This is a genomic window from Flavobacterium sp. GP15, assembly GCF_014281985.1.
Lineage (GTDB): Bacteria > Bacteroidota > Bacteroidia > Flavobacteriales > Flavobacteriaceae > Flavobacterium > Flavobacterium pygoscelis.
Map to the genome: position 1 here is coordinate 295,862 of NZ_JACFTC010000003.1, position 25,845 is coordinate 321,706.

Below are 25,845 nucleotides of genomic sequence, written 5' to 3' on the forward strand. Positions count from 1 at the left end.
AAAGATGAAAACTAAAATGATATTTTATGCACTTTTGTTTACTTGTGCACTGCAAGCGCAAACAAAAGTGTGGTTTGATACTGATTTGATGATTGGAATGCCAGATAAAACGGCTCGTGAAGTTGATGATGGAATTACATTAATTATGGCTTTAAAGCAGCCTCAAATTGATATTGTAGGAATCAGTTCGATTACGTATGTCGATTATAGCTACGATATTATTCAGAAATTATTAAAATGGCATCATAAAGGAGAATCAATTCCGGTTTATAAAGGTTCTCCAAAAGCAGATGATTTAGGTGTAGAAAATGACGCAACAAGAGCACTTTATCAGGCACTTAAAAAAGAGAAATTAACGATTTTAGCACTTGGTCCAATGACTAATATTGCAACATTAATTCAGAATCATCCTGATATTATTCCGCAAATCGAGAAAATTTCAATATGTGCGGCACGAACTCCTGGTCAAGTGTTTAATCCAGGAAATGGAAAATTAAATGTATTTGACTATAATTATGAATTGGATAATGCTTCTATGAATGTGCTTTTAGAATCAAGTATTCCCTTAGTTTTTGCAGGTTATGAACCCAGTTCTTATACGCATATTGGGAATATTGATTTGGCCAGTTTGGATCAAAATGAAGAAGCAGATAAATGGCTTTTTGATATTGTACAACCTTGGATGGAGAACAATGAAAAATATTTTGGTGTGAGAGGTTTTATTCCTTTTGACTGTTCTACACTTGGTGTAATTACACATCCAGATTATTTTACATATTATAAGGACATACCTATCAAAGTCAATTACAAAAAAAATGATGCACTAGAGATACAACCTACAACACCTTATAAAAATTTTCTAGAGGTTTCATATCAATTTAAATCTAAGAAAAAAGTAGATTATGCCATACGCGCTCTACAAGGATTTGAAGAGAAAATATTAGAAACTCTAAGTGTAAAAAAGTAACAAAACTTTAATACTTGTTCTAAAGCTAAATAAATAAAATACACGTAAATTACTGTATATTAAATTGTTAATAAAGTGTGCCTCAAAATCATCAGAATTATTTTAGATGTTTTGAGGTTTCTTTATTAAAAAAAGACTTTAAGATGAAAATAGTAAGTTATATTATGATTTTAGTATTGCTTGTTAGTTGTACTAATAAAACAGAAAAATTGTCATTAAAACCCAAAAAAGGCCAAGAAGTAGCGATTTTTGCTTCAGGATGTTTTTGGTGTACAGAACATATTTTTGAATCTCTTGTGGGCGTTGATGATGTTATTTCTGGTTACACAGGCGGAACAATCAAAAATCCATACTATGAATATGTTAGTTCTAATAAAACAGGACATGCAGAGTCGGTTGCTGTGTTTTATGATCCAAAGGTGATTTCATACCAAGAATTAGTAAACGTATTTTTTATTTCACAAGATCCCACAACACCAGACCAGCAAGGTCCAGATCGGGGTTCTTCTTATCGTTCTATCGCTTTTTATAAAAATGAAACAGAGAAGAAAATTATTGAGGAAAAAATCAAACAACTTACAGATAATAAGATTTATAATAGTCCTATTGTAACAGAAGTATTACCTGTTGGCGATTTTTACGAAGCCGAATCGTATCATCAAAATTATGTAAAAAACAATCCGAGTCAACCTTATGTTAGAGGAGTTTCCTTGCCCCGATATGAAAAATTTAAAAATGACTATAAAGGTAAATTAAAACCTAATAGCTAACTTTTCATTACCTTTCTTTATACCATTTTTTAATAATTTGTAACGCTGGTTTTTCTTGAGGAGTATAATCAATAGGATTTGACTTTTTATAATAATCATCTGCGTACCATTTCCAAGCAAATCCGCCCGCATACCATTCTTTTTTAATCAAAGATTCAAAGAGTGATTCATAGGCATTGGCTTGCCCAATATTATTTATCTTACTCTGATTTTCTAGCCAAGGTTCTTTTGCAGCATAATCTGAATTTCGGTATCCAAATTCCGTAAAAACGACTTTTTTATTTATTTTTTGTTGGAGTAGAATTATCTTTAAGAGGTGTTTTTGCCAGGCACTATTTAGATCAGATACGGTTGGTGTGATAGCATCCGATAACGGAAAATAAGCATCAATACCTATATAATCTAGTTCTTTCCAAAAAGGAATTTTTTCAAAATCATCCCAATTCGCGGCATAAGTTATTTTACCCTTATATACTTTTCTGATTTTACTAATTAAATCAAACCAAAATTTAGGCCGTTTTGCTATTGGATTTCCAAGTTCTGTGCCAAAGCAAAAAAGAGCTACATTTTCTTTTTGAGCTAATTCAGCAAATTCAATTATATATTTTTCATAATTTTCTTCCCATTTTTCCCATTCTTTCTCTGTTGCAAAGTCTAAATTACCAGTATATAAGCCATTTTTAATCCAAAGATGAGGCTTAAGCATCACTTGTATTTGATATTGATGTGATTTTTTAATAGTTTCTGCTATTCCTTCAGAAGTTTCTCCCCACCATTGTTTATTGTGATTATAAGAAACGGTGGCTTGACTTAAATTGACAAATGCATAAGGAATAAGTGAAATGTAATTGACATTATTTTGTTTTAAGGTTTCAAAGGTTTCATTTTTTAGTTCACTTATAGGAGCAACTAAATTCATTCCCCTGAATTCTATATTTGTTTTCGAATTAGTTTTGTTTTCACTTTTATAAAAAGAATAGCAAATGACCAAAAGAGGTAAAATGATACAAAGTTTAAGTATGATTTTTTTTAACTTCATAATGTTCAATTTTTAAAAAATAAATTACAGAATAAAATAGTTAAAACTGAAAAAGTTAAGCTGTAGTCAATTGAGATTTATTTTTTAATTTAATCCATTTCTCATAGAAAAGTAAACTAAAAACAGCGATATATTCGATAGCAATTAACCAATAATTCTCTGAAAAAACAGTATTAGAATACGCACTATAACTTAAAATGATGGTAAAACTCCACAGGAACGGATATTTATAGGACGTAAAAGTAGCTATTAAAATAAGGTTAATAACATACCAAGGATGCACGGTTGTTGCCATAAAAAAGTAAACAGACAATACTATTAGCATTGTATGAAGCAATTCAATACTACTCTTGTTTTTTTCTCTAAAACTTTGGTAAGCAATATAAAGAATAATAAAAATAGGAATAATTTTTCCAACGGTATGAATGATATTGTATCCTTTAATCCAAAAACCAATTTCGCGAATAATATAATACACGCTAGCATTAAATTCGAAATTAGTAAACCAAAGTCCAATAGTTTCACTGTAATTATGAATTAATTGTCTTGAAAGAAAAGGGAGAAACAAAATAATAGTGACTCCAATCACTATTGCGTAAAAAGAAACAGCTTTTTTCCAACCTAATTTTTTTAAGAATAAAGGAAGAAATAGAAGTGGCAATAACTTTACCGAAATCGAAAATCCTAATACTACAGCAGCAGTTTTCCATTTGTTTTTTTCTAAGAGGTAAAGAGACCATATAAAAAAGAAGAGCATTACTCCTTCAAAATGTAAATTTCCAGAGAGTTCTACAAGTACCAGTGGATTTAGAATATACCAAAAAACACGATTTTTTTCTAACCCTAATCGAGCTAATAATTTTCCTCCAAAATATAATGTTCCTAGGTCTGCAGCAATAATTATTACACGCATCATAATGACAGTTCCTAAAACAGATTGTAAACCCAAAAAGCTTGCTAATGCAAATAAAAATTGATTTACAGGAGGATAATTAGAATAATGTTGCGCACTTAAACTGCCCATTCCTTCATACAAAACATTCGCATTTGGAATGCTAAAGCTGTTTTCTTTAATAAGGTCTTGCGGTAAATGTAAATAAGGGCTTATATTTTGTAAGATGAGATTTCCATCCCATATAAAACGGTAATAATCTTGGGATAAGTTGGGTAAAGCGACCAAAAAAAGCAAACGAAATAGTATTGCTGCTACAATTAGAAAAACAAAATTATCTTTTTGAAGTTTAACGATGTAATAAAAACAAACAAACAAAAAAGTAAAAGAAACTATTAAATTTATAAATTCATTTCTCTTTAAGAAATAAGCAATGTACAAGTAGAGTAATATACTTAGAAGTACAAACAAGTATGTCTTTACTTTATTTGATATTACAAAACTCATCTATTTGTTTGCAATGATTTTATAAATACAAAAGCAAAACCTAGAAAAAGCATTAGATGGATCGCTATTAAACTGTAATCTTTTAATACAAATGCACTGTAAATAGCAAACAAGAAGTAAAGTACTAAACCTCCTTCAACAAAAATATTTTTTGAAATAGTTTTAGTCAGATATGTGTTTTGTTTCCATTTTTCTTTAAGGCCTTCAATATTTAATTTTGGAGTTCTTACAAATTCACTTTTTTTGCCCCATAAGCCTTCGAGTACAGCGATGGTATTGTGAAATGAAAAACCCATTGCAATAGTGTAAAAAGTAAGGAATAAAGAAATGTATTTAAAAAAGTTTTTAAAACCGCCACCATGTATGTTTTTATAAGTGGTCCAATAGCTAATAAAAAACAGAATAGAAGTTATGATGAAAAAGATCAGTATATCAAATACTTTTTCAAATACAGGAAATTCATTTTTAATGTATAGCATTGGTACACTTAACATTGCCATTGTAAAAATAGCTAAAAACATGGTACTATTTAGCAAGTGTAAAATACCATGTGCTTTAGTTTTAAATCCAATAGATTTGGAGGCAATTACTCTTCTGGCATTTTTACTAAAATTTTCAGCGCCACCTTTATTCCATCTAAATTGTTGTGAACGAGCAGCACTAATTATCGCGGGTAATTCTGCTGGTGTAACTACATTTTCTAAGTATTTGAATTCCCAATTTTTCAACTGCGCTCTATAACTTAAATCGAGATCTTCAGTAAGGGTATCGCTTTCCCAATTGCCCGCATCTATAATGCATTTCTTTCTCCAAACACCTGCTGTTCCATTAAAATTTATGAAATGTAATTTTGAATTACGACCCACTTGTTCTAATGTAAAATGTGCATCTAAGGCAAAAGCTTGAATCTTTGTTAATACAGAGTAATCCCGATTTAAATGGCCCCAACGTGTTTGAACAACACCAATTTTGGGATTTTTAAAATAAGGAATAGTTTGGTAAAGCCAGTCTTTTTGTGGTACAAAATCAGCATCGAAAATAGCTATAAATTCTCCTTTAGCATATTGTAAACCTTCTTTTAATGCTCCTGCTTTATATCCTTTTCTATCAGTGCGTGTAATGTGTTTTATATCTAAACCAGTAGCAAAAAGTTTGTTAACTAAAGCTTTAGTTTCTATAATACTATCATCTGTACTATCATCTAATACTTGAATTTCTAAAAGTCCTCTTGGATAATCTATTTGAGAAATGGTATTTAATAATCGCTCAATTACATATTTTTCGTTATAAATTGGAAGCTGAATGGTTACGGATGGAATTTCAGATTCTAGAGAAAGATCAAATTGTAAAGATTGGTCTTCCTTTTTTTTACTTTTCAAATAGTTCAAAAGTAAATTGAATTGGGCTAAACTATATAAAAATAAAAGAAAAATTGCTAGGCTGTATAAAATTACAACAATATAAGAAAGTAGTAGCATGTTATTATTTTACCATTTATGGAAGAATTTATTTAAAGGTATATTTAAAAATCCATCCTATTATTTTTATTCCTGCCATAACGGTTCCTTTTACAGTACCTGAAACTTTTGAAACACCAATTCTGTTTTTATACCGAACAGGAATTTCTAAATAGGACATTTTTTGTTTTAAAACTTTAAGTTGCATTTCTACGGTCCAACCATAAGTTTTGTCCTCCATATTTAATGCTACTAATTTTGAATATTTAATAGCTCTAAAAGGACCTAAATCCGTGTAAGTAGCTTTAAAAAACAGCTTCATTAAAGTAGTTGCTAACCAATTTCCAAAAATTTGCTGAGGAGTCATTGCATGTTTTTCACGCAAGTTTTTTACTCTGGCGCCAATAACAAAATCAATGTTATTCTCAATAATAGGAGTGGTAAGTTTAATCAATTCTTCTGGATAATCAGAGTAATCACCGTCAAGGAAAACTACGATATCGGGCTTTATTGGTTGATTTGAAATGTACTCAAGTCCTTTCAAACAAGCATATCCGTAGCCCATTCTTTTTTCGGTTAGTACTGTAGCACCAGCGTTAGTTGCTACAAGAACTGTGTTATCAGTAGAATTATTGCTAATTACGATGACTTCGGAAACAAAACTTGGTATTTCACCAATTACATTTGCTATCGCTTTTTCCTCATTGTAAGCAGGAATAATTACTTTTATTATATTCATTTTTTATTTATCACGGATTGTCTCTCTGATAACTTGAGATTGAATTCCATTCATTCGTTTTAATTCCTGCATTGTATCGGGCGGCTTTTATGATTTTTCCATTCGTGTAAAAAATACAAAGCCCTTCGGGGAGATTATTTTTGAATTCGACTTTCTTTTGGATTTTTCCATTGGTGTTGTAAATCAACCACCATTTGGTTTTTTTATCATCCGCATAATGTCCTTCTTCTTTTTTTATGCCATTCTCGTAATAATAAAACCAATAATCAACTTTCTTATTATCAGAAAGCCATCCTTCTGACTTCATATTTCCGTTTTCATAATAATTTTTGCAATACGTTTTTTGACCAGAAACGGGTAAAACATAAAATAAAATTAATATGAAAACGGATTTAATCATTTTTTATCAAGTATTAGTCTAGCAAAGGCTATTTTTTTAGATATTATTTTTGGTTCAAAGACCAATCAAAATTATATGTTTTTATTGTAAACTTACTATCTAGTTTTTTTTCTAAAAAGATGTTAATAAAATCGATTTCGTTAAAATAGTTTACTGCGAAATCTTTTTTATACCATTCAAATATTTTTGGTAACTCTACTACTTTTTGTTCTTTCTTAACTATTACGTAGTTTTTAGAGTTAATCACAAACGTAGCTCTTTGTTTTATTTGCTCATCAATTCTTAATGGCATATAAGCGGTATCCAATAAAGGAGCTCCACCATTTGCTGCACTAGATAATGTAAAGTGTATTGCTGGATCAAAGAACAAGTCTCTTAATATAATGTTTTCTATATCATCAAGTGTTAAATCTTGATTACCTACAACAAAATTATTTTCAGTAAAGAAACCTGGTATTTTTTCTACAGAAGTAATAGGATATACATCAATTACTCCTTTTATTACTTGAAGATTATATACGTTAATCCAAAATGCTTTTGCTAATTTTTTATCGCTAAATTTAGTATCAAGTTTTTGAATGTTACTTAATATGTATATTAACTCGCCAGGGCTTTTTTTAATAGTTTCATAGTCAACTTTTCCATCTTCAGTTACATTTTTCTTTAGAAACTCAGTTGCTTGCTCAAAAAATTGCTCGGTTGTTTGAGCTTGTGATAATAAGGGTAAGGCCAAAAAACAAAGCGCTAAAATAATTTTTTTCATTTTAAAAATTTTCTATTTATTATTTATTAAATCTAGTAAATCAACATCATTTCCTAGTAAAATTTCATTAGCATTTATTCTACCTGATACGGAGTTATTTTCTAATTTTAGAACGCCACGAGGGCAAACTGCCGAACATATGCCACAACCAACACAAGAAGAACGCACAATATTTTCTCCTTTTTGAGCGTAGCTACGCACATCAATTCCCATTTCGCAATAGGTAGAACAATTACCGCATGAAATACATTGTCCGCCATTTGTAGTAATTCTAAATCTCGAAAATAAGCGTTGTTGCAGTCCTAATATTGCAGCCATTGGACATCCAAAACGACACCAAACACGATTGCCTAAAATAGGATAAAACCCAACTCCCACGACGCCACTAAATGCAGCTCCTATAGCAAAGCCGTACCATTCTCTCAATGAATTACTATCTAAAAACAGAATATTTTGTTTTCCAGAAAAATAATTGAGCAGCAAAGATATAATAATTATAGCGACTAATGAAAGCATTGTATAAATCGCATCGGTATCCATATCTTTTCTTTTAAAAACATACAGTACAATTGTAAATAAGGCTAAGAAAATTACTACACCAAAAATAAATTGATCTTTTGTAATAAAACTCATTTGAGGATTATCAGATAAAAATGTAAATATTACTGCGATTGTCATAATAAATGAAAATACAAGAACACTGTGAATCATCCATCGTTCAATTTTCCATGATATTGTTGATTTACTTGACAAATGTCTAAAGCTATCACCAGCAGTTTCTGCGAGACCTCCGCAACCACAAACCCAAGAACAATACCATCTTTTACCATAAAAATAGGTAAGGACAGGGGATATGATAAAAATCATTGCTATACCAAAGATCAACATGAACATGCCTAAATTACCGCCTTCCAACATGTTTTTTAAGTGCCAATCATTAAAAAAATAATAGTTTAGTGGCCACATATTTTTTAAATCCTTAGCAAAATAAGCTTTTTCTGGATTCAGTTTTTCTAAGATTTCGGGAATTAAAAAAGCAAATCCTAATTGAAAAAACATTACTGATAAAGTACGCACTAATTGGTACTTATTATGTCTGTATTTTAAAATAAATTTATAACCTAACCCTAAAATAGCGACAGTATATAAAGTACCATAAACAAACCATTGAGTAGCCGATTTTCCGTTTAAAATTAGACTTAGTGGATCAAAAAACGCAACAATTCCACTATTTTTTCCACCTTCTTGATTAAGCCCTAAATACTGAGGATACCAATATAAAACTACATAAAATGAAGTTAACACAATACCAGTCATCCAAGCCAAAGTACCTTTGTTGGTAAAGTTTGTATGCCAAACGCCATTGTTTTTTATACCTGCAGGCTGATTGAGATATGTTTTATTTGCATAAGTAATAACACCTACTAAAATTAAAGCTATAGCGGTAGCAAGCCAAATTTCTTTATTTGGAAAATTAACATTAAATAATGCTAGTACCAAAATAAATAAACCCAATATGCCTAAAGTAACACTTAATTTTTGCATGCCATTCATCTGCATATTTTCATGAGAAGCAATCGATATATTTTCACCTATTTTAGTCATAATTATGCGGTTTTAAAACTATCGAATTGTTTGTAAAATTGTTTTTGAATTTCTTTATGATGCGAAGTGAAAAATTCCGGATCAAAATTAGCTTTAAGTAAATTTTCGATAACATATTCTACCGTTTTCTTTTCAGTCAAAACCTTATCAAAAAATTCATGACGCATTCGTATACCAAAAGTATTAATACCTAAAAAAGTGCGATTACTTTTATCAAAAGAAATTCGTATTGCTTTCTTTCCTTGCTGATGTTCCCAATAAAACTGTGCTTCGTATTCTTTAGGTTTAGCCCAAACCCAGCCGTAAGTTTGGTATTCTATATCTAGGAATTTAGCCGAATTGAACCAATTTCCTGGATTATATGCTGTGGGTATTCCTGATAATGTTTGTGATAAAGTTTCTCCCATCATTCGACCCGTATACCAAACAGCCTCAACAACTGTTCTTTCTCCAATAGCAACACGTTGTTCAGCACAATCACCAATTGCGTAAATGTCTTTTATATTTGTTTCTAAAAAACGATCTACTTTTATTCCTTTTCCTAATTCTATTCCTGAATTTTTTAAAAAATCAATGTTTGGAGATACACCTGCGGTCAAACCTACTATATCGCAAAGTATTATTTCTCCTTTATCCATTACAACTCCTTTAGCATTTCCGCTTTCGTCTGAAAGAATTTCTACTAAATTGGTTTCTAATCTCAAATCAATATTATGTTCTACTATGTGACGGTTAATCATCTGACTTTCGTCAAAAGGTAAAACGCCTGCCCAAAACGATTTTTCTCTAACAAGTAAAGTAACTTGTATGTCACGAGAGCGAAGCATTTCTGCTAATTCGATTCCTATTAAACCTCCTCCAACAATGACAGCTCGATTTGCATTTACAGACCACTTCTCTAATGATTCTAAATCTTTTTTATGATACAACCCGGTAACGCCTTTTAGTTCTTCGCCAGGCCAGCCAAATTTATTAGGTTTTGATCCAGTTGCTAATACTAATTTGTCGTAGCTTATTTTTTTGTCGTTTGCCAAAATAATTTCTTTAGCAGAAGGAACAACCTGTATAACTTGCCCTAGTGTAAGTTCTATTTTGTTTTTTTTCCAAAAATCATTTTCATAAGGTTGTGTGTGCTCAAATTTCATGTGTCCCATGAAAACATACATTAACGCTGTTCGTGAAAAGAAAAACTCATTTTCATTTGATACAATTGTAATCTTTGATTCAGATTTCTTTCTGATATGTCGTGCAAGCGTGACTCCCGCAATTCCATTTCCAATGATTACAATATGTTCCATATAAAATATTTGAGTATTCGATTACTGAAAAAATAATTTGTTAGCTGATTAAAAAGATACTATTTTAATCATCATTTTAAAAACCAATACTTTGGATCTACATCAATTTAATAAAATCAAATGTATTTTTTAATTATTAATAGAATTACGTGCTTGTTTATCTGACCGCAAATATAGTTTTAAGTTAAAACCATAATGATTAACAATTCATAAAATTTCAATTCTTTTTAGAAAAAAATATTAATTAGAAAGTATAATTATAAAATATTATAAAAACTAAAATCTTTATTTTTTTAGAAAGCAATAATTTAAAAGAAAACAGTTGCAATTATAAACTTGTAACTGTTTTCTTTTGTTTTATATTATTATGGCAATAAAACTTTGTCTATAACATGTACAATTCCGTTACTACATTGTATATCTGGAATAACCATATTAGCAGGAGTTGTAATTCCATTACTTTTTATAGTAAAAGTACCGTTTAAAAATGGGCTATAAGTCAATGTTCCTCCACCTGCTGTAGCAACTGTAGTGCTATTTTGTTCTGATGTAAATTTTCCACCTGCAATTGCATGGTTTAATAAAACTTGTGCTAAAACTGATGCTGGTGCATTGGTAACATCCTGAACAGTTGCAAATCCTGCCGCTTTAAATGCTGCATCTGTTGGTGCATAAATAGTAAAGTTAGCATTTGGATCAGCTAAAACTGGTGCTAAACCCGACTTTACAACCGCTGCCACTAAAAAAGTAAGTTCAGGCGCTTTGAATACTTTAGCAGTTTGTAATAATATCGCAGATTGTACAATATCTACACCAGTAGCGATCATCACTTTATCTATAGCATGAACGGTACCATTACTAGCATTTACATTTGTCAATATTATTTTTGAACCGTTGATGTATAAATCTTTTCCTCTACTTATAAAACGTCTGTTAGGTCCTAAAGCAGATTTTGATGTGTTACCAGTTATAATTTGATTAGAAAGTAAATCCCCGTTAGAAACATGATACAGTAGGGTATTGGTCAAAAAACTATTTTGTAATCCTCCCAAAGTTCCTGCATCAACTAATCCTAGTCTTGCAAAAGCATCATTTGTAGGAGCGAAAACAGTGTAATGTCCAGAAGGATCATTAGGATTACGGTTGCTTAAAACTCCAACTACACCACCTTGTACTGCAGCTCCTTCAAGTGTGCTAAAATTAGGATTAGCTACTGCAATTCCAGCAATACTAGGTGTTTCATCTTTGTACTCAGAATCACATGAAACTATAGATAACATTAAAGCTACTGCGAAAAAAGCGTTTTTTATATTTGTATTTTTCATTTTATATTTTTTTAAAATTTGTAAACTATACCACCGTAATAACCTGTCGAATTACCAATATTTCTACCAGCTACCAATGTACTAGCTCCAACAGAAACACCTAGATCTTTATATACAGGAGTATATAAATTTAAACCTATTTTGGTATAATTTACTTTTGTAATTGGGAAAAAGCCTGTAAAACCTTGTCCAAAAATATCTACACCACCAGTTGATTTTTGATTCGCTATAAAAGCGTCCCCGTAAAATAATCTTGCTGCATAACCTACTTTAAGTTCTGTAGCGTAAGAGTTAGGAACATCATTTGAAGCGTAATTTCCAGCTAACTGCGCCGATGCAAAAATTCCTGAATTCATTTTGTACATTGCCATACCAGTTGTACTAACTGTTGTACTTCTATTTCCAATGGCAATAATTGATTGGAATCCTTCTTCAACTTTGTAGTTGCCTAATGGTGTTTTTAATCCTAAAGCTCCAATTAAGCGTAACGAAGAAGAACCAAAATCAAAATAAAACGGACTGTATTTAACAAAAACTGAAACATCTTGAAAACCTTTTCTTTCGTTTTCTAAATTTAAATTTGTTAAAACTTCTGGCGTCGCATTCCCTTTTGCTGTTACGTAAGGTAATACTAAAACTACATCAACTTGGTCACTAATTCCATAAGTGGCATAAATAGAAGTACTTGTGATTTTTGTTTCGTTAAAAACAGGAACGCCTTTTACTTTTTCTGGAATAAAATAAACCTCATCATATTTTTCTGAACTAAAAGAAAGAGAAACATTTCCCTTGCCTTTTCCTTGCATGAATCCACTAATTGGACTCTGAGAATGAGCTGTGTTAACATATCCAAATGTTGTTACAGCTAAAATGAATAGTAATTGTTTTTTAATCATGATAATAATGTGTTTTTGTTTAATTTAAATTGATTTACGAAAAAAGATTAATTATGGTTTTAAAAAAATATAAAATTTTTTAAATTATTTTTTAACGTATTGATTTTTAGTATTTTAAACTTATTAATTTTGTAAATTTTTGTACAGTTTAAACAATCAAATCACATTGTACTTGAAGTATAATATTTATCTCCAGTTATTTTTTATCAAAGGACTTACTTTCAAAATCTTCTACTGATTTATTGTTATAATAAACTTTATTAAAACACGGAATTAGTATTGATAATTTAATCATTCAAACTCCAATTGTAGTCTTTGTAATTTAATTTTGCTTTAGGATTTATTTTAATAGAAGAATATTGATTTAAGAATGAAATAACAGAACCCTCTTTTTTAAAATCACCTGCAAACCAATCAAATATTTTAGAAATTTCAATTTTATTAGCTGTGATGCTATTTTTACTTTTATCATTAATAAAACTTTTTGCTACGGTATTAAGTTGTTGTTCCAATTTTGTTTCCGTGTAAGCGCTATTCAACAAGTTTGGACAAGAAAACGAGGCGCAGTTAATAGCGAAATGTATTCTAGGTTCATCCATTTTTCGTAAAATTTCATGTTCGATTTCTTCTAAACTATATTTTTTATTAGCTAAAGAAATGAATTTTTTACCCCAAGGATTATTGATTTCTTTAATACTTTTTATGGGCATATTATCTAAAATTAATTTAACAGTAAAAGCATTGTAAGTGTTAATCCAATAAGCCAAAGTTGCATTTCTTGACCAAGATCTATTGGGAACTCTAGCGGATAATTCATCTAGGTAAGATTGTAACTCTTTACCATCTTTTTGAAAAGCTTTATAATTTACTGTTCCATCTTTTGATACATTTTTTTGCAAAAGTGCATTCCACTTATTATGATCTGTAGCCTCATCAAGTACTTTTTCTGATACAGTAGAAGTTGAAGTAAGTTTTACCTGCTCTTTATTTTTCCCACAAGAAATCATTGGTAAAAGGATCAGTATAATTAGGTATTTTTTCATATTTTATTTAAAGTTAATTTTTAGTAATTAGGCTTGTGCCAATTAGAATTTGTTATTGTAATGGAAAAAGTTCTTGCTTTATAAAATCCTCTGGAAATTTATCATCATCATCAAAACCAAGTTCAATATCTCTACCATCATTCGGAATATAATTGGTTTTAAAAAGGTAATCCCAAATGCTTAATGAAATTCCAAAATTGACCCCATTTTTATTTGGTATTTTTTTACTGTGATGCCAAATGTGCATTTTAGGATTATTAAAAATATATTTAAAAACACCATAATCCCAGCCAATATTAGCATGATTTAGATGTCCAATTGCAATTGATATAAAATGTACAATAAACACATCTTGAAGATTTATTCCACCTATCAAAATAATGGGTATGTAAAGTAGGACTTTGTAAACCAGTGGTTCCATCCAATTGTATCTAAAATGAGCAGCAAAACCCATTTCTTTGACACTGTGATGAGTTTTATGAATTTTCCACAAGAACGGAATTGTATGCAAAAGGCGGTGTACATTCCATTGAATAAAATCACTAATAACAAAAAATAATAGTAACGAAATTGGTTGAGGAAGTTTAGATATTGATAGGAGCCGAATAGATGTTAGTTCGAATCCAAAGAAATGCAATAAATCATTGATAAACTGCTCAGTGATGTTTGATAGCGCTATTAATAAAATGAGATTGAGTAAGAAAAAATTAAAAAACAAGTAAAATAAATCCAGCCAAAAATCTTTTCGGAAAATAGCTTGATTTTTTCTCCATGGAAACAAAATTTCAAGCAACCAAACTGTAACAGAAATAGCGATTAATCCGTAGAAATAATTATCCCATTTCCAGTACAATACTTCGTTTTTTAGATAATCGAAATAACCACTATAGGAATTTATTAAAATAGCAATGTATTTATCCATTTTTATACTTCTTTACTTGATATTTCTGCATTTGTATTAATCTTGATATTTTTACAATCATATCCGCTCCGTTCTAAATCTTCAAAAGTATCAATATCATTCAATGTTGGTAAAATGGCAATTTTAAAATGCTCTAAATCTTTTATTGTCGCTTCATACACGCTATCAGTGCCCCATTTTTTATTTATAAAAACAGTATCATTTTTTTTCTTTAATCCTAACAAATAATAACCACCATCTTCGGCCGGTCCTATAGCAACGTCATAAGTGTTTAGTTGTTTAAAAGCGTTTTCAATGATAGATTTTGTTAAGTCAAATAAGTCACTGCCTACAATGATACATCTTTCGTAGCCCATTTCAAAAAGACTATCAAAAGCAATTTGCATTCGTTGGCCTAAATCACCCTCAATTTGTAGCTTTTTTTGATAAATTGATTCCGGCCACAAATCATTTTTACTTACATGACTGTCATAAAAAACAAATTTATCACAATCTGCATGTTCAGTTACATTTTTAGTATGATTGAGCAAATCATTGTACACAGTCAAAGCATTTTGATCACCAATTGTTTTTGCGAGTCTTGTTTTTACTTTCCCAATTTCTGGATTTCTAGTAAAAATAAGTAAGGCATTAGTCTTCATATATTTTTATTCCTTTATTTAAATAAGCGCTCCATTCTTTATTGTAAGTGTGCACACTATCTGTTTCTATGTTTTTTGAATTCACCACTTTTCCACCAGAATTCTTGTATTCAAAAATTCCACCAAAAAGATTGTATACATTTTTATACCCTAATTTTTGTAATTTTTCTCCAATTCTCTCACTCCGAACCCCAATAGAACAATATACGACTATGTTGGTTTTCTTATTTCTAATTTTTTTAACAATAGGTTTTGCTTTAAAGCGATCATATCCTACCCAAATTGCTCCCTTGATATGGCTTACTTTAAATTCATTTACTTCTCTTGCATCAAGGAAAACCATATTTTTTTTCCCTTTTAATTCATTTACCATGATATATGGAACTGTTTCTTTATTCAGTTCTTTAAGCGCTTTAGGAATATTGCCTTGAGCCTGAATTCCTATCGAAAAAATACAAATAAAAATAGAGAGATAAATTCGCATGTTATTTTTTTTAAAGGTAAATACTTTATTAAATGTTTTAAAACTTATTTAGTTGTTGCGGACTATTTTAATCCAATATAAATGAGTGATTAAAGGTATTTACGTAGAAAACATAAAATTAGTTCTTTAAAAATATGATATTTCTAAAAAATTACAATAAAGAATTGATAATGAGATTTGTTTAATTTATAAATTGAATAAATTTTTTAAGGAGGAATTATTAATCTATAGGATTATGAAATCGTTTTTAGAAAAAGAATTGTTTCTTTATTGTTGGAAAAATTCAGGCTAATCTACTATCACATTTTATTATTCTATTATCTTTTAGAATTACAGAGATAATTTGAATAGTAAATTTTAATTTCAGATATAAAATGTGTTTAGAGAATTTTTCAATATATTATAAAAGCTCAGAAGAATACAAAAACAAAAAAGCCTAAAAATTTTTTCGCAAATTTTTGATTACGGACAAAGAGGTACCGTTAACTTTATTATTTTTCTAGTACTTACAAGAGGTAAAAGATACTATTTAAGAACAGGCACACTAATTATTTCACTTTCAAAAGTTTATATAGTTAACAAAAGTAATAAGTTTTATAAAAAAAAGGAAAAATTATTCATTATAAGCATAGTTCAAAGTTGTTTTCTAAATGATAAATTTTAAACTAAATTGTTCAGTGAATAACTATTTCTAGTAGTAATTATTTACTGTAAAAGTTAAATTGGCAAAATACCTAAATAATATTGTTTGCTTATGCCTCTTTTCTTCCTCATGGATTCTCCAATTAGTTCAAGCCGGTGTGACTGATGAATGAGTCTATCTAAAATAGCATGAACTATGGTTTTCTCTCCAATAATATCATACCAACCCTGCAGTGGTATTTGTGATATTAAGATTATAGAACCATTATTATGCCTGTGTTCAATGATTTATAAAAGTGTAATTCGGTTATGTGCATCTAATGACTGCATTCCAAAATCGTCAAGTATTATTAGATCTTTTCTTTCTAATTGTAGTATAATCGGAATCCAAAAGAATAAATGAAACTTCATGTTTTTTGAATAGATTGAAATCGAATACAATAAAAAATTCGGATTTGAAATATAGGATAAAAATGAATTTAAAAAATCAATCAAATATTTACAAAAATATCGCTTAATTTAAACTCTTCCTTTTATTGCATATCCATCAGCACTTAGAAGCGAAATGATGAAGTCGGAACAACAATGTTATTATTGATTTTTTAGAAAAAAAAATAAATACTGTTGAAGCAACCTGATATAGATCACAGTCAACAGCATTTGAATCAATTTTTTTTAATGTATGATGAACTTGCATCATCCCCTAAAAATCCTAAGTATTTCGGTTTTATTTTCTAGGTAAACTTGGATAAGGAATAAACTCATCTTCTTCTCCTTGAATTTTTGGAAACAATTGTTCTTTCCATTTGTTCTTGGCGATTTCAATTAGCTCTTTAGATGAAGAGACAAAATTCCAGTCGATAAAGCGTTCTTCAGCAAAAGTTTCACCACCAAAAATATAAATCGAAGTGTTTTCATGAATGGTAAATTCGCAAAGTGTACTTTCATTTGCCACTAATAATTGTTTTGGACCGTAGAGATTACCTTCACTTTCAATAGCTCCTTCTAAAATATACATACCAGCCTCTCCGTAAAGATGATGACCAATATTGACTGATTGTTTTGATTTACTCTTTATTTCAATCATAAACAATTTACTAAATACGGGAACGGGCGATTTTTTATCAAAAGCTTCACCGGCTACCAGTTTAAATTGTAAATCACCTTCAGTCCATGATGGTATTTCGCTTTCTTCAATATGCGAAAAAGCGGGCTCCATCTGTTCTAAATGCTTGGGTAATGCTACCCAGATTTGCAAACCGTGCATAAATAATTCTGATTCTCGCAAATATTCTGGCGTTCTTTCAGAGTGAACAATCCCTTTTCCCGCAGTCATCCAGTTTACAGCTCCTGGTTTTACTTCAACATTGTTTCCTAAAGTATCGCGATGCATTATGCTGCCTTCAAATAAAAATGTTAATGTTGATAATCCAATGTGTGGATGGGGCAAAACATCAAAGTTTTCTCTTTCATTCAATTTTACCGGCCCCATGTGGTCGATGTAAATGAAAGGCCCAACCATCCTTTTTTGTCGAAAAGGCAATAAGCGTCCCACCATAAATTTCCCAATCGTGGCAGCTCGTTCTTCTATTATTAATTGGATATTTGACATAGTGCTTAAATATTTTTTAATGTTTTTTTAGTTTGGTAATTAGTTTAACCAATGCCGTATTTAGATACATTCCGTACGCATTAATTGAAAAGCCTTTTAGATCTTAGTGGATCGCAGAAATGGCATAGATTAAACTTTTGTTATTCCCATCTCACATTTCTTGAAAACGTATAATTTTATCGATTTCAAAATCGTCTGGATTTAGTTCTACATTTTTTCCTAGACAAATGATGCAATACTGTTCAATATTAAAATTGTGCGTTTACCCTTCAAAGGAAGACCGTTGATGACTTCTGCCGATTTGGTATATTTTTCCTAAATGATTTTTAAAACTTAAAGATACGATAACTTAAGATTTCAATATTTTCCACATCGAACCATTCTTTGTGGTTACTTTATCTAATATCGCTTTATTTGAAAGTTCATTCAACATTTTTTCGCTTTCCACTCTTGGATTTCCAGATAGTTCCGAAAATTCTTTTGCTGTAAGCGAAGGATATTTTGCAAAAAGCGTTTCCCAATCTTTACGGTATTCTTTTTTTACCGCATTTGGTTTTAACTTCAGAATCGCCATTTCATAAAAAGCATAGGGTTTTGAACCATGAACCGTTTCTTTGGTGCCGTTTTCGTCAAAGAAGAAAATTGTAGGAAACCCTCGAACTCCAAGTGTTCTTCCTAATTGCAAGTCTTCTTCAAATCGCTTCTTCGCATCATTTTCAAAATCTGATTTTAATTGGTCAGCGTCCAATCCTACGTTTTGAGCTGCAGTTGCAATATGTTCCCATTTAGCAATGTTTTTCTTATTCAGGAAAACCATTTCTCTCATTTCACGCATAAATAGCACCGCTTTTTCCTCGTCTTGCATTTGAGCTGCTTTAAAAGCAATCGATGGCGGATAGGAGGAATCTAGCGGGTCTTCCAACCATAAATCGCCGTCAATAGGCATGTCATAATAAGCACTGACTTCGTCCCAATGGGTTGCAACATCTGATGGTTTTCCAATACCGCCGCTGTTGTAACTCCAGTCGGGTAATAAACCACCCATGCGGTAATCAATATCGATGGCATCGCCGTATTCTAATTTCAATTTACGCAATTGCGGTTCAATTCCCCAACAAGAGGAGCAAATTGGATCGGTATAATAAACCAGTTTTACGCGTTTTGCTGTCGATTGTTGTGTGTTTTTAGTTGTGTTATCGGTCGTATCTGATCCAATTTCGCACATACCGGTTTCGATATCGCATAAAAGCGGATTGACTTTATTCGTTTCAGTACTCATATTTTTAGTTTTTAATTGATCTTGCAAAGCGGTCAAGCTTAACAAATTTATTTGTAATTTAAAGAAATTTTACTTTAACACCATGCTTTTCTTTATTGACTTTTTCAGAAGTAGCAAATTCCTCCATGTTTATTTTAGTGCTTATTCTAACGGCTTTGTTTTTTTAAGTTGTTCAACTAGTACAGACTTCAACCAAATTTCCAGTCTGCACTGCACTATATTCAAATAATCCATGATTAATGGCAACACGCCGGAAGGCATCAACTCTGATAATATTCCTACGAAAGTTACAGAGGACATCATAATCAGCCAAGGAAAAACGCTTTTGGCTTTTTAAACACTATACTCTTTAGTCATAACTTTGATTTTAGGTAATTATAGTTTTTAAAGTATTTCACATTAAGTAGTTCAATTGTTCTGAAACAACCAATGTGAAGTACTTTGATTATGATTAAAGACTTAATGGAATATCGTACGCCATCTCTTTTCGACGGAATAAGAAATTTCCATTACGTACAGATGCCAAGACATCGACTCTTTTTCGCATTGCTTCATAAACCGAGCTTTCATTTAAAACAATGAAATTCGCAGCTTTACCTACCTCTAAACCATAACTGTCTTGAATATTTAAACAACGAGCTCCATTGTAAGTAATTAAGTCGAAATTTGTTTTTACGTCTTCCGAAGACATAATTTGAGCCAAGTGAATTCCATTATCAAGAATATTCATCATATTACCATTACCCATTGGATACCAAGGGTCATTGATGGAATCTTGAGCAAAAGCAACATTAATTCCGTATTCTATAAATTCTTTCACTCGCGTTAGTCCACGGCGTTTTGGATACGTGTCTTGACGACCTTGCAAATAGGCATTCTCGGTTGGACAGGCTATAAAGTTTAATTTTGTTTTTTGGAATATATCTAACATTCTAAACGCATACGAATCATCTGCCGAACCAAAGGAACACGTATGACTTGCGGTAGTTTTACTTCCGTAATCTTCCATGTAAACGAGTCCATTTAATAATTCTACAAATCGGGAGTGGGGATCATCTGTTTCATCACAATGCACATCAATCAGTTTATCGTATTTCATAGCCATTTTTACGATATCGTGAATGGATTTTTCGCCAAATTCCCTTGCAGGTTCATAATGCGGAATTCCACCTACAACATCAGCTCCCATTTTGAGTGCTTCTTCCACTAAATCGCGTCCCCCTTTATACATGTACATCCCTTCTTGTGGAAAAGCCACAATTTGTATGTCAACAATATCTCTTAATTCTGCTTTCAATTCCAGCATCGCTTTTAGTGCCGTAAAGTTGGGATCAGTAACATCAATGTGAGTTCGAATGTGTTGTACACCTTGTGAAACTTCATCTTTAATTCCCTTCATTGCCAATCTTTTCACACTTTCAACAGTTAATGTTTTTTTGAATTGTGGCCATAGTTTAATGGCTTCAAATAGAGTTCCAGAACCAGCTCCTTCTTGTCCAAGTTCCGATAAAGTATAAACATAATCCAAATGCAAGTGCGGATCAACATAAGGAGGCATCACAAGCTTCCCGTTAAGGTCAATTTCTTCGTCACATTTTGGCAAATTAGTGCCAATGTGTATGATTTTTCCGTTTTCCACAATCATTTCAGTAGCAGTGTCGTTGCGATAAATTTTTGCATTAAAAAACTTCTTTTTCATGTTTGATTTATTTTACGTTAATAATTGATTTACTGCCAATATCTTACTACCTATTTAATCTATCTTAATTTTATGTCTCCACCATCTGCCATAAGTGTTTGACCTGTCATATATTGACTGTCATCACTTAATAAAAAAGCGACAATTGGTGCGACATCTTTTTGAGGGTCTCCAAAACGTTGCATCGGGTTTTTACTAACAATCTCTTCATATTGTTCAGGAAAATTTTCTTTCCATTGTTTAACACCCTCAGTAAATGCTAATGGACAAACGACATTTACACGAATGCCATCTCCTGCCCATTCATTTGCTGCCACACGAGATAATCCCCTAATAGCTTCTTTTGCTGCAGCGTAACTTCCTTGATTTTTTTGACCCAATAATCCTGCTCCAGAACCAAAATTCACAATTGCTCCATTATTTTTTTTAAGCTCTGAATAAGCCGCCTTCATGAAATTTAAAGTACCTTTTAAACCAGTGTCCATGGATAGTGCCCAATCAGCTTCGGTAAGTTCCAATAATGGTTTTTGACGTGAAGCGTGTGCATTATTTACTAAACTTGTCAATTTGCCAAATTTAGAAATGGCTAATGCCACCGCCTCTTTTGCTACGGATTCTTTCGAGATATCGCCATTTAGGAATGCTATCTGATCTGGATTGGAAGCTACCTTTTTCTTTCCAGCCTCTTCATTTAAATCTACTGCTACAACAAAGGCTCCTCTTTCTGTTAATTCAGATGTTATAGCTCCTCCAATTCCTGCTGCTCCGCCAGTTACGATTATTACTTTACCTGTTAAATTTTTCATTATAATAGTTATTACTTTACAATAGTTTGAACCCATTTTTCAAAAGCTTCCATAAACGTGGTTAGAAACTTTTTAGTTGAATCGTTTTTTAAATTACCTTTTTCATCAAAAAGATCTGCTGCTCCACCAATATAAGCTTCGGGTTGAGCCATTGTAGGAACATTGACAAAAGCCAATGATTGTCTCAAATGATGGTTAGCTCCAAATCCGCTGATATTTCCTGTAGAAACACTTACTACAGCACCTGGTTTTTCTGTCCAAACATTTTTTCCATAAGGACGAGAACCCACATCAATTGCGTTTTTTAAGACAGCGGGAACCGAACGATTGTATTCAGGCGTTACAAAAATAAGTCCGTCAACCGCTTTTACAGCTTCTCTTAAAGTCGTCCATTCTTCTGGCGGTGTTCCTTCTAAATCTTGGTTGAACATTGGGATATTTGAAATGTCAATTAATTCCAATTCTAATGATTGTGGGGCAACTTCCATCAACACTTTTGCGGTTTTCAAGTTGAATGATTCTTTGCGAAGACTTCCTACGAGTACGCCAATTTTAAATTTTTTCATATATCTCTTTTTTAAATTAATTTTTATTTCATTTTTTTAATGTTGTGAATCACTCCACCGTCCACTAAAATATCAGTGCTTGTAATAAAACTTGCTGCATCACTGGCTAGGAAATACACTACGTTGGCAACGTCTTCTGCTTGTCCGTTTCGCTGCATCGGTGTGGCTTTTCAAATCGCTTCCATACGTTCGGGATGCTCTTCTGCGGCTTTTAATGCCATAGGAGTTTCAATTACTCCGGGAGAAACGGAAACAATTCGCGCCCCTTTTTGTCCCCACTTATCAGCGTGTTTGTGTGTCAACAATTGAACACCTCTTTTGGCAAAATTGTACATGGTGTCGGAATCTTTGACAAACTTACTAACCGTCTCAAAAGAACCTGAAGACTGCGGATTAGCCAAAGCGTCATCATATTCAGGATTTGGAGGAACCGAATGCGCCATCATTGACGAAAGTAATATAGCTGCTGAATCTTTTTTCGCAATGTCGAAAAACGCATCTACTAAAAGTTCAGTTGCAATTAAGTCAATGCTGTACACTTTTTTCAAATCTTTTACGGTTCCACTGACACCAGCGGTATGAACAAAAGCTTTTAATTGACCTTTTTGGGAAACAAATTTGGTTAGTTTTTCAATGTCGTTTTTATCGGTGATGTCACAAGCAATACCTGCCACATCAAATCCTTCTTTTTCAAAAGATTGTACGGTTTCATCGACATGATCTTGTGAATAATCGGTGATAATTATAGGTTGGTTTTTAAATGCTCTTGCACAAGCTTGACCTATTCCTCCAGCTCCACCTGTTATCACTATCAACTTTTTATCTTCTTTCATTTTTACTATTTTATATGAATTTATAATTAACTCTAAATTTTCGCAGTTCAAGCAGAACTAGGTTGGATAAATACTTTAGAAACCTTGTACTAATTATTGAATTTGCTAATCATTAAGGCATTGGTTTTTAATTTTCATTATTTATATTATCCGTTTGTTGGCTTTGGTGCCCAACGATTGTATGGCGTCAGGTCAAAGTTATTTACTTCTTCCATGGTCAAATTCAACGCTTTTGCCACACCTTCTCCATATTCCGGATCGGCTTTAAAGCAGTTTCTAATGTGGCGAATTTGGATAAATTTTTCCGCACCACCCACTTGTGCTGCAGTATTGGCAAACAATAAATTTGCTTTTCCATCTGCTTTAATGATTCGGAATAAATTACCGGGTTGCGTGAAGTAATCTTCGTCGTCATCTCTAAAATTATGAGCATAAGCATCTCCGTTTAATTCTAATGGCGGTTCTTTCGCATCGGGTTGTTCTTGCCATTCGCCAAAACTGTTTGGTTCATAATGTCTGGCTCCACCATAATTTCCATCTACTCTCATGGCACCATCACGATGAAAAGAATTGTAGGGACAAGTTGGTTTATTTACCGGAATTTGAAAATGGTTGACACCTAAACGATAACGTTGTGCATCGCCGTAAGAAAAGAGTCTTCCTTGTAGCATTTTGTCTGGCGAAAATCCAATCCCAGGAACAATATTGGTTGGATTAAAAGCAGCTTGTTCGACATCTTGGAAATAATTCTCTGGATTTCGATTCAACTCAAATTCTCCCACTGGAATTAGTGGAAAATCTTTTTTAGACCACACTTTTGTTAAATCGTATGGGTGGAAGCGGTAGGTTTTAGCTTGATCTTCTGTCATAACCTGAATGAACATTTTCCATTTTGGAAAATCATTTCTTTCAATAGCATCAAAAAGATCTCGTTGTGACGATTCTCTATCCGAACCTACTATTTTCATCGCTTCTTCATCCGATAAGTTTTCGATGCCTTGCTGTGTAACGAAGTGAAATTTTACCCAATTTCTCTCATTATTTTTATTAATGAAACTATAGGTATGACTTCCAAAACCGTGCATGTGACGATATCCTTTTGGAATCCCACGATCACTCATTGTGATGGTTATTTGGTGTAAAGATTCAGGCAGTAAAGTCCAAAAATCCCAGTTATTGTTTGCACTTCGTAAGTTGGTTTTAGGATCTCTTTTCACCGCATGATTCAAATCGGGAAACTTCATTGGATCGCGAAAGAAAAACACTGGCGTATTATTTCCTACTAAATCCCAAATACCTTCTTCGGTGTAAAATTTCAATGCAAAACCTCTAATATCTCGTTCGGCATCGGCTGCTCCACGTTCTCCTGCTACTGTTGAAAACCGACTGAACATTTCCGTTTTTTTTACCGATTTCACTAAATATTTTGGCTCTTGTATACTGCGAAATATCGTGCGTAACAGTAAATGTTCCAAAAGCACCCGAACCTTTAGCATGCATTCTTCGCTCTGGGATTACTTCTCGATCAAAGTTGGCCATTTTTTCCAGAAACCAAGCATCTTGCATTAACATCGGGCCGCGAGTTCCTGCCGTTTGTACATTTTGATTGTCGTCTCCAGGAGCTCACGACTGTCTTTTAAGTTTCTTTTTATCTACCGTAATTTGTGTTGTTTTTTAAAAAGAAATTTAGAACGTTAATTTACGAAATTATTGATTTACTAAATCAATTACCGCAATTTTTATAAAAACTACTTATCGGGTCATTGGAACTTCCATCAACAATATCCTTACTTCTGGATTTGCCTTAATTTGAATGGAGTCGGTATTCCAAATCCCCATTCCATCTCTTTTTGACAGTGGTTGATCGTTAATTGTAGCTTCTCCTTCTAAAATAAAAGCATACACTCCGTTACCTTCTTTCTTTATCTTATACGTCTCGCTAGTTACTTTTGTGAATTGACCAAGGTGAAACCAAGCATCTTGATGTATCCAAACACCTTGATCGTCTTTATTTGGCGAAAGAATTTGATAGAACTCATTTTCTTTTGCAATATCTTTTAGTGAAATCTGATCGTATTTTGGTGTTACATTTTTTTTGTTTGGGAAAATCCAAATCTGCAAGAATTTTACCTCTTTATCACCGTTTTTGTTGTATTCAGAATGGGTAACTCCCGTTCCAGCACTCATAGCTTGTACATCGCCTTGCTTGATTACTGTAATGTTTCCCATGCTGTCTTTGTGTTCCAAATCACCTTCTAAAGGAATTGAAATAATTTCCATATTATCATGTGGATGTGTGCCAAAACCCATTCCGCCTTGTACACTATCATCGTTCAAAACCCGTAATAAGCCAAAGTTCATTCGTTCAGGATTGTTATAATTGACAAAGCTAAAAGTATGATAAGAGTTAAGCCATCCGTGATTTGCATTTCCTCTCGTAGCTGCTTTGTGAATAACTGTATTCATAGTTTTTATGTTTTTATTGGTCAAATGATTGAATCCTACTTGTTCCATCAATCGATCATAAGTAGATGCGATAACTGTTTGTTCTGCTTTTTTTATGATTTGAGGTGCAATGGTTCCTGCTACACCTGTAAGAAGAATATTTTTTAAGAATTTCTTACGATCCATAATTTTGCCGTTTGTTAGTACTACAAAGA

24 protein-coding genes and 2 pseudogenes are annotated in these 25,845 nt (G+C 32.0%); 2 read left to right on the forward strand and 24 right to left on the reverse strand.

Going from position 1 to position 25,845, the window contains the following annotated elements:
• The first annotated feature begins 4 nt into the window (after window positions 1–4).
• On the forward strand, window positions 5–967 hold the full coding sequence (locus tag H2650_RS09240) for a nucleoside hydrolase (protein WP_188050516.1): 963 nt from the start codon (window positions 5–7) through the stop codon (window positions 965–967).
• Between the two features lie 143 nt (window positions 968–1,110).
• Window positions 1,111–1,737, forward strand: coding sequence for a peptide-methionine (S)-S-oxide reductase MsrA (msrA, locus tag H2650_RS09245; RefSeq protein ID WP_188050517.1), 627 nt, complete (start codon window positions 1,111–1,113; stop codon window positions 1,735–1,737).
• A gap of 7 nt (window positions 1,738–1,744) precedes the next feature.
• On the opposite strand, the gene H2650_RS09250 is transcribed toward msrA, so the two are convergent.
• From H2650_RS09250 to H2650_RS09360, 24 genes and pseudogenes are all read right to left on the reverse strand, one after another.
• Entirely contained in the window at window positions 1,745–2,776 is a 1,032-nt protein-coding gene (locus H2650_RS09250; RefSeq protein ID WP_188050518.1) for a hypothetical protein, read from the reverse strand.
• A gap of 55 nt (window positions 2,777–2,831) precedes the next feature.
• On the reverse strand, window positions 2,832–4,175 hold the full coding sequence (locus H2650_RS09255) for a glycosyltransferase 87 family protein (protein WP_188050519.1): 1,344 nt from the start codon (window positions 4,173–4,175) through the stop codon (window positions 2,832–2,834).
• Window positions 4,172–5,653, reverse strand: a complete 1,482-nt coding sequence (locus H2650_RS09260; RefSeq protein ID WP_188050520.1) for a cellulose synthase family protein — start codon at window positions 5,651–5,653, stop codon at window positions 4,172–4,174. Before H2650_RS09260 ends, H2650_RS09255 begins: the two co-directional genes overlap by 4 nt.
• A gap of 28 nt (window positions 5,654–5,681) precedes the next feature.
• The gene (locus H2650_RS09265; RefSeq protein WP_188050521.1) at window positions 5,682–6,371 is read right to left on the reverse strand and encodes a glycosyltransferase family 2 protein; all 690 of its coding nucleotides are present in this window, start codon (window positions 6,369–6,371) and stop codon (window positions 5,682–5,684) included.
• A 10-nt stretch (window positions 6,372–6,381) separates the two neighbouring features.
• The gene (locus H2650_RS09270) at window positions 6,382–6,771 is read right to left on the reverse strand and encodes a toxin-antitoxin system YwqK family antitoxin (protein ID WP_188050522.1); all 390 of its coding nucleotides are present in this window, start codon (window positions 6,769–6,771) and stop codon (window positions 6,382–6,384) included.
• Between the two features lie 43 nt (window positions 6,772–6,814).
• Window positions 6,815–7,534, reverse strand: a complete 720-nt coding sequence (locus H2650_RS09275; RefSeq protein WP_188050523.1) for a DUF547 domain-containing protein — start codon at window positions 7,532–7,534, stop codon at window positions 6,815–6,817.
• Window positions 7,535–7,546: 12 nt separating this feature from the next.
• The gene (locus H2650_RS09280; RefSeq protein WP_188050524.1) at window positions 7,547–9,139 is read right to left on the reverse strand and encodes a 4Fe-4S dicluster domain-containing protein; all 1,593 of its coding nucleotides are present in this window, start codon (window positions 9,137–9,139) and stop codon (window positions 7,547–7,549) included.
• Between the two features lie 2 nt (window positions 9,140–9,141).
• Complete coding sequence (locus tag H2650_RS09285) at window positions 9,142–10,437, reverse strand: NAD(P)/FAD-dependent oxidoreductase (RefSeq protein WP_188050525.1); 1,296 nt, start codon at window positions 10,435–10,437, stop codon at window positions 9,142–9,144.
• Between the two features lie 365 nt (window positions 10,438–10,802).
• Window positions 10,803–11,762, reverse strand: a complete 960-nt coding sequence (locus tag H2650_RS09290; protein WP_188050526.1) for a fasciclin domain-containing protein — start codon at window positions 11,760–11,762, stop codon at window positions 10,803–10,805.
• Between the two features lie 11 nt (window positions 11,763–11,773).
• Window positions 11,774–12,658 carry a hypothetical protein gene (locus tag H2650_RS09295; RefSeq protein WP_188050527.1) on the reverse strand — a complete coding sequence of 295 codons (885 nt, stop codon included), beginning with the start codon at window positions 12,656–12,658 and terminating at the stop codon, window positions 11,774–11,776.
• Window positions 12,659–12,945: 287 nt separating this feature from the next.
• On the reverse strand, window positions 12,946–13,701 hold the full coding sequence (locus tag H2650_RS09300; protein ID WP_255462855.1) for a DUF547 domain-containing protein: 756 nt from the start codon (window positions 13,699–13,701) through the stop codon (window positions 12,946–12,948).
• Window positions 13,702–13,753: 52 nt separating this feature from the next.
• Window positions 13,754–14,623 (reverse strand): sterol desaturase family protein, encoded by an 870-nt coding sequence (locus H2650_RS09305; protein ID WP_188050528.1) that lies wholly within the window; start codon window positions 14,621–14,623, stop codon window positions 13,754–13,756.
• 2 nt (window positions 14,624–14,625) lie between these two features.
• Window positions 14,626–15,264: a TIGR04282 family arsenosugar biosynthesis glycosyltransferase gene (locus H2650_RS09310; protein WP_188050529.1), complete on the reverse strand. Its 639-nt coding sequence runs from the start codon at window positions 15,262–15,264 to the stop codon at window positions 14,626–14,628.
• On the reverse strand, window positions 15,254–15,748 hold the full coding sequence (locus tag H2650_RS09315) for a rhodanese-like domain-containing protein (RefSeq protein WP_188050530.1): 495 nt from the start codon (window positions 15,746–15,748) through the stop codon (window positions 15,254–15,256). The genes H2650_RS09310 and H2650_RS09315 overlap by 11 nt, the downstream gene beginning before the upstream one ends.
• A 717-nt stretch (window positions 15,749–16,465) precedes the next feature.
• On the reverse strand, window positions 16,466–16,678 hold the full coding sequence (locus H2650_RS16010; protein ID WP_188050595.1) for an ATP-binding protein: 213 nt from the start codon (window positions 16,676–16,678) through the stop codon (window positions 16,466–16,468).
• A complete protein-coding gene (locus tag H2650_RS15880) occupies window positions 16,679–16,801 on the reverse strand; it encodes a hypothetical protein (protein WP_255462856.1) in 123 nt (40 codons plus the stop codon).
• A gap of 316 nt (window positions 16,802–17,117) precedes the next feature.
• Window positions 17,118–18,002, reverse strand: coding sequence for a pirin family protein (locus tag H2650_RS09325; RefSeq protein ID WP_188050531.1), 885 nt, complete (start codon window positions 18,000–18,002; stop codon window positions 17,118–17,120).
• 349 nt (window positions 18,003–18,351) lie between these two features.
• Window positions 18,352–19,281 carry a ClpXP adapter SpxH family protein gene (locus tag H2650_RS09330; protein ID WP_188050532.1) on the reverse strand — a complete coding sequence of 310 codons (930 nt, stop codon included), beginning with the start codon at window positions 19,279–19,281 and terminating at the stop codon, window positions 18,352–18,354.
• A gap of 451 nt (window positions 19,282–19,732) precedes the next feature.
• Entirely contained in the window at window positions 19,733–20,980 is a 1,248-nt protein-coding gene (locus tag H2650_RS09335) for an amidohydrolase family protein (protein ID WP_188050533.1), read from the reverse strand.
• A 59-nt stretch (window positions 20,981–21,039) separates the two neighbouring features.
• Window positions 21,040–21,786, reverse strand: a complete 747-nt coding sequence (locus H2650_RS09340; RefSeq protein WP_188050534.1) for an SDR family NAD(P)-dependent oxidoreductase — start codon at window positions 21,784–21,786, stop codon at window positions 21,040–21,042.
• An 11-nt stretch (window positions 21,787–21,797) separates the two neighbouring features.
• Entirely contained in the window at window positions 21,798–22,352 is a 555-nt protein-coding gene (locus H2650_RS09345) for an NADPH-dependent FMN reductase (RefSeq protein WP_188050535.1), read from the reverse strand.
• A gap of 23 nt (window positions 22,353–22,375) precedes the next feature.
• A pseudogene (locus H2650_RS09350) lies at window positions 22,376–23,185 on the reverse strand (SDR family oxidoreductase).
• Window positions 23,186–23,331: 146 nt separating this feature from the next.
• A pseudogene (locus H2650_RS09355) lies at window positions 23,332–24,847 on the reverse strand (catalase).
• A 90-nt stretch (window positions 24,848–24,937) separates the two neighbouring features.
• Entirely contained in the window at window positions 24,938–25,651 is a 714-nt protein-coding gene (locus H2650_RS09360) for a pirin family protein (protein WP_223151094.1), read from the reverse strand.
• Window positions 25,652–25,845: the final 194 nt, after the last annotated feature.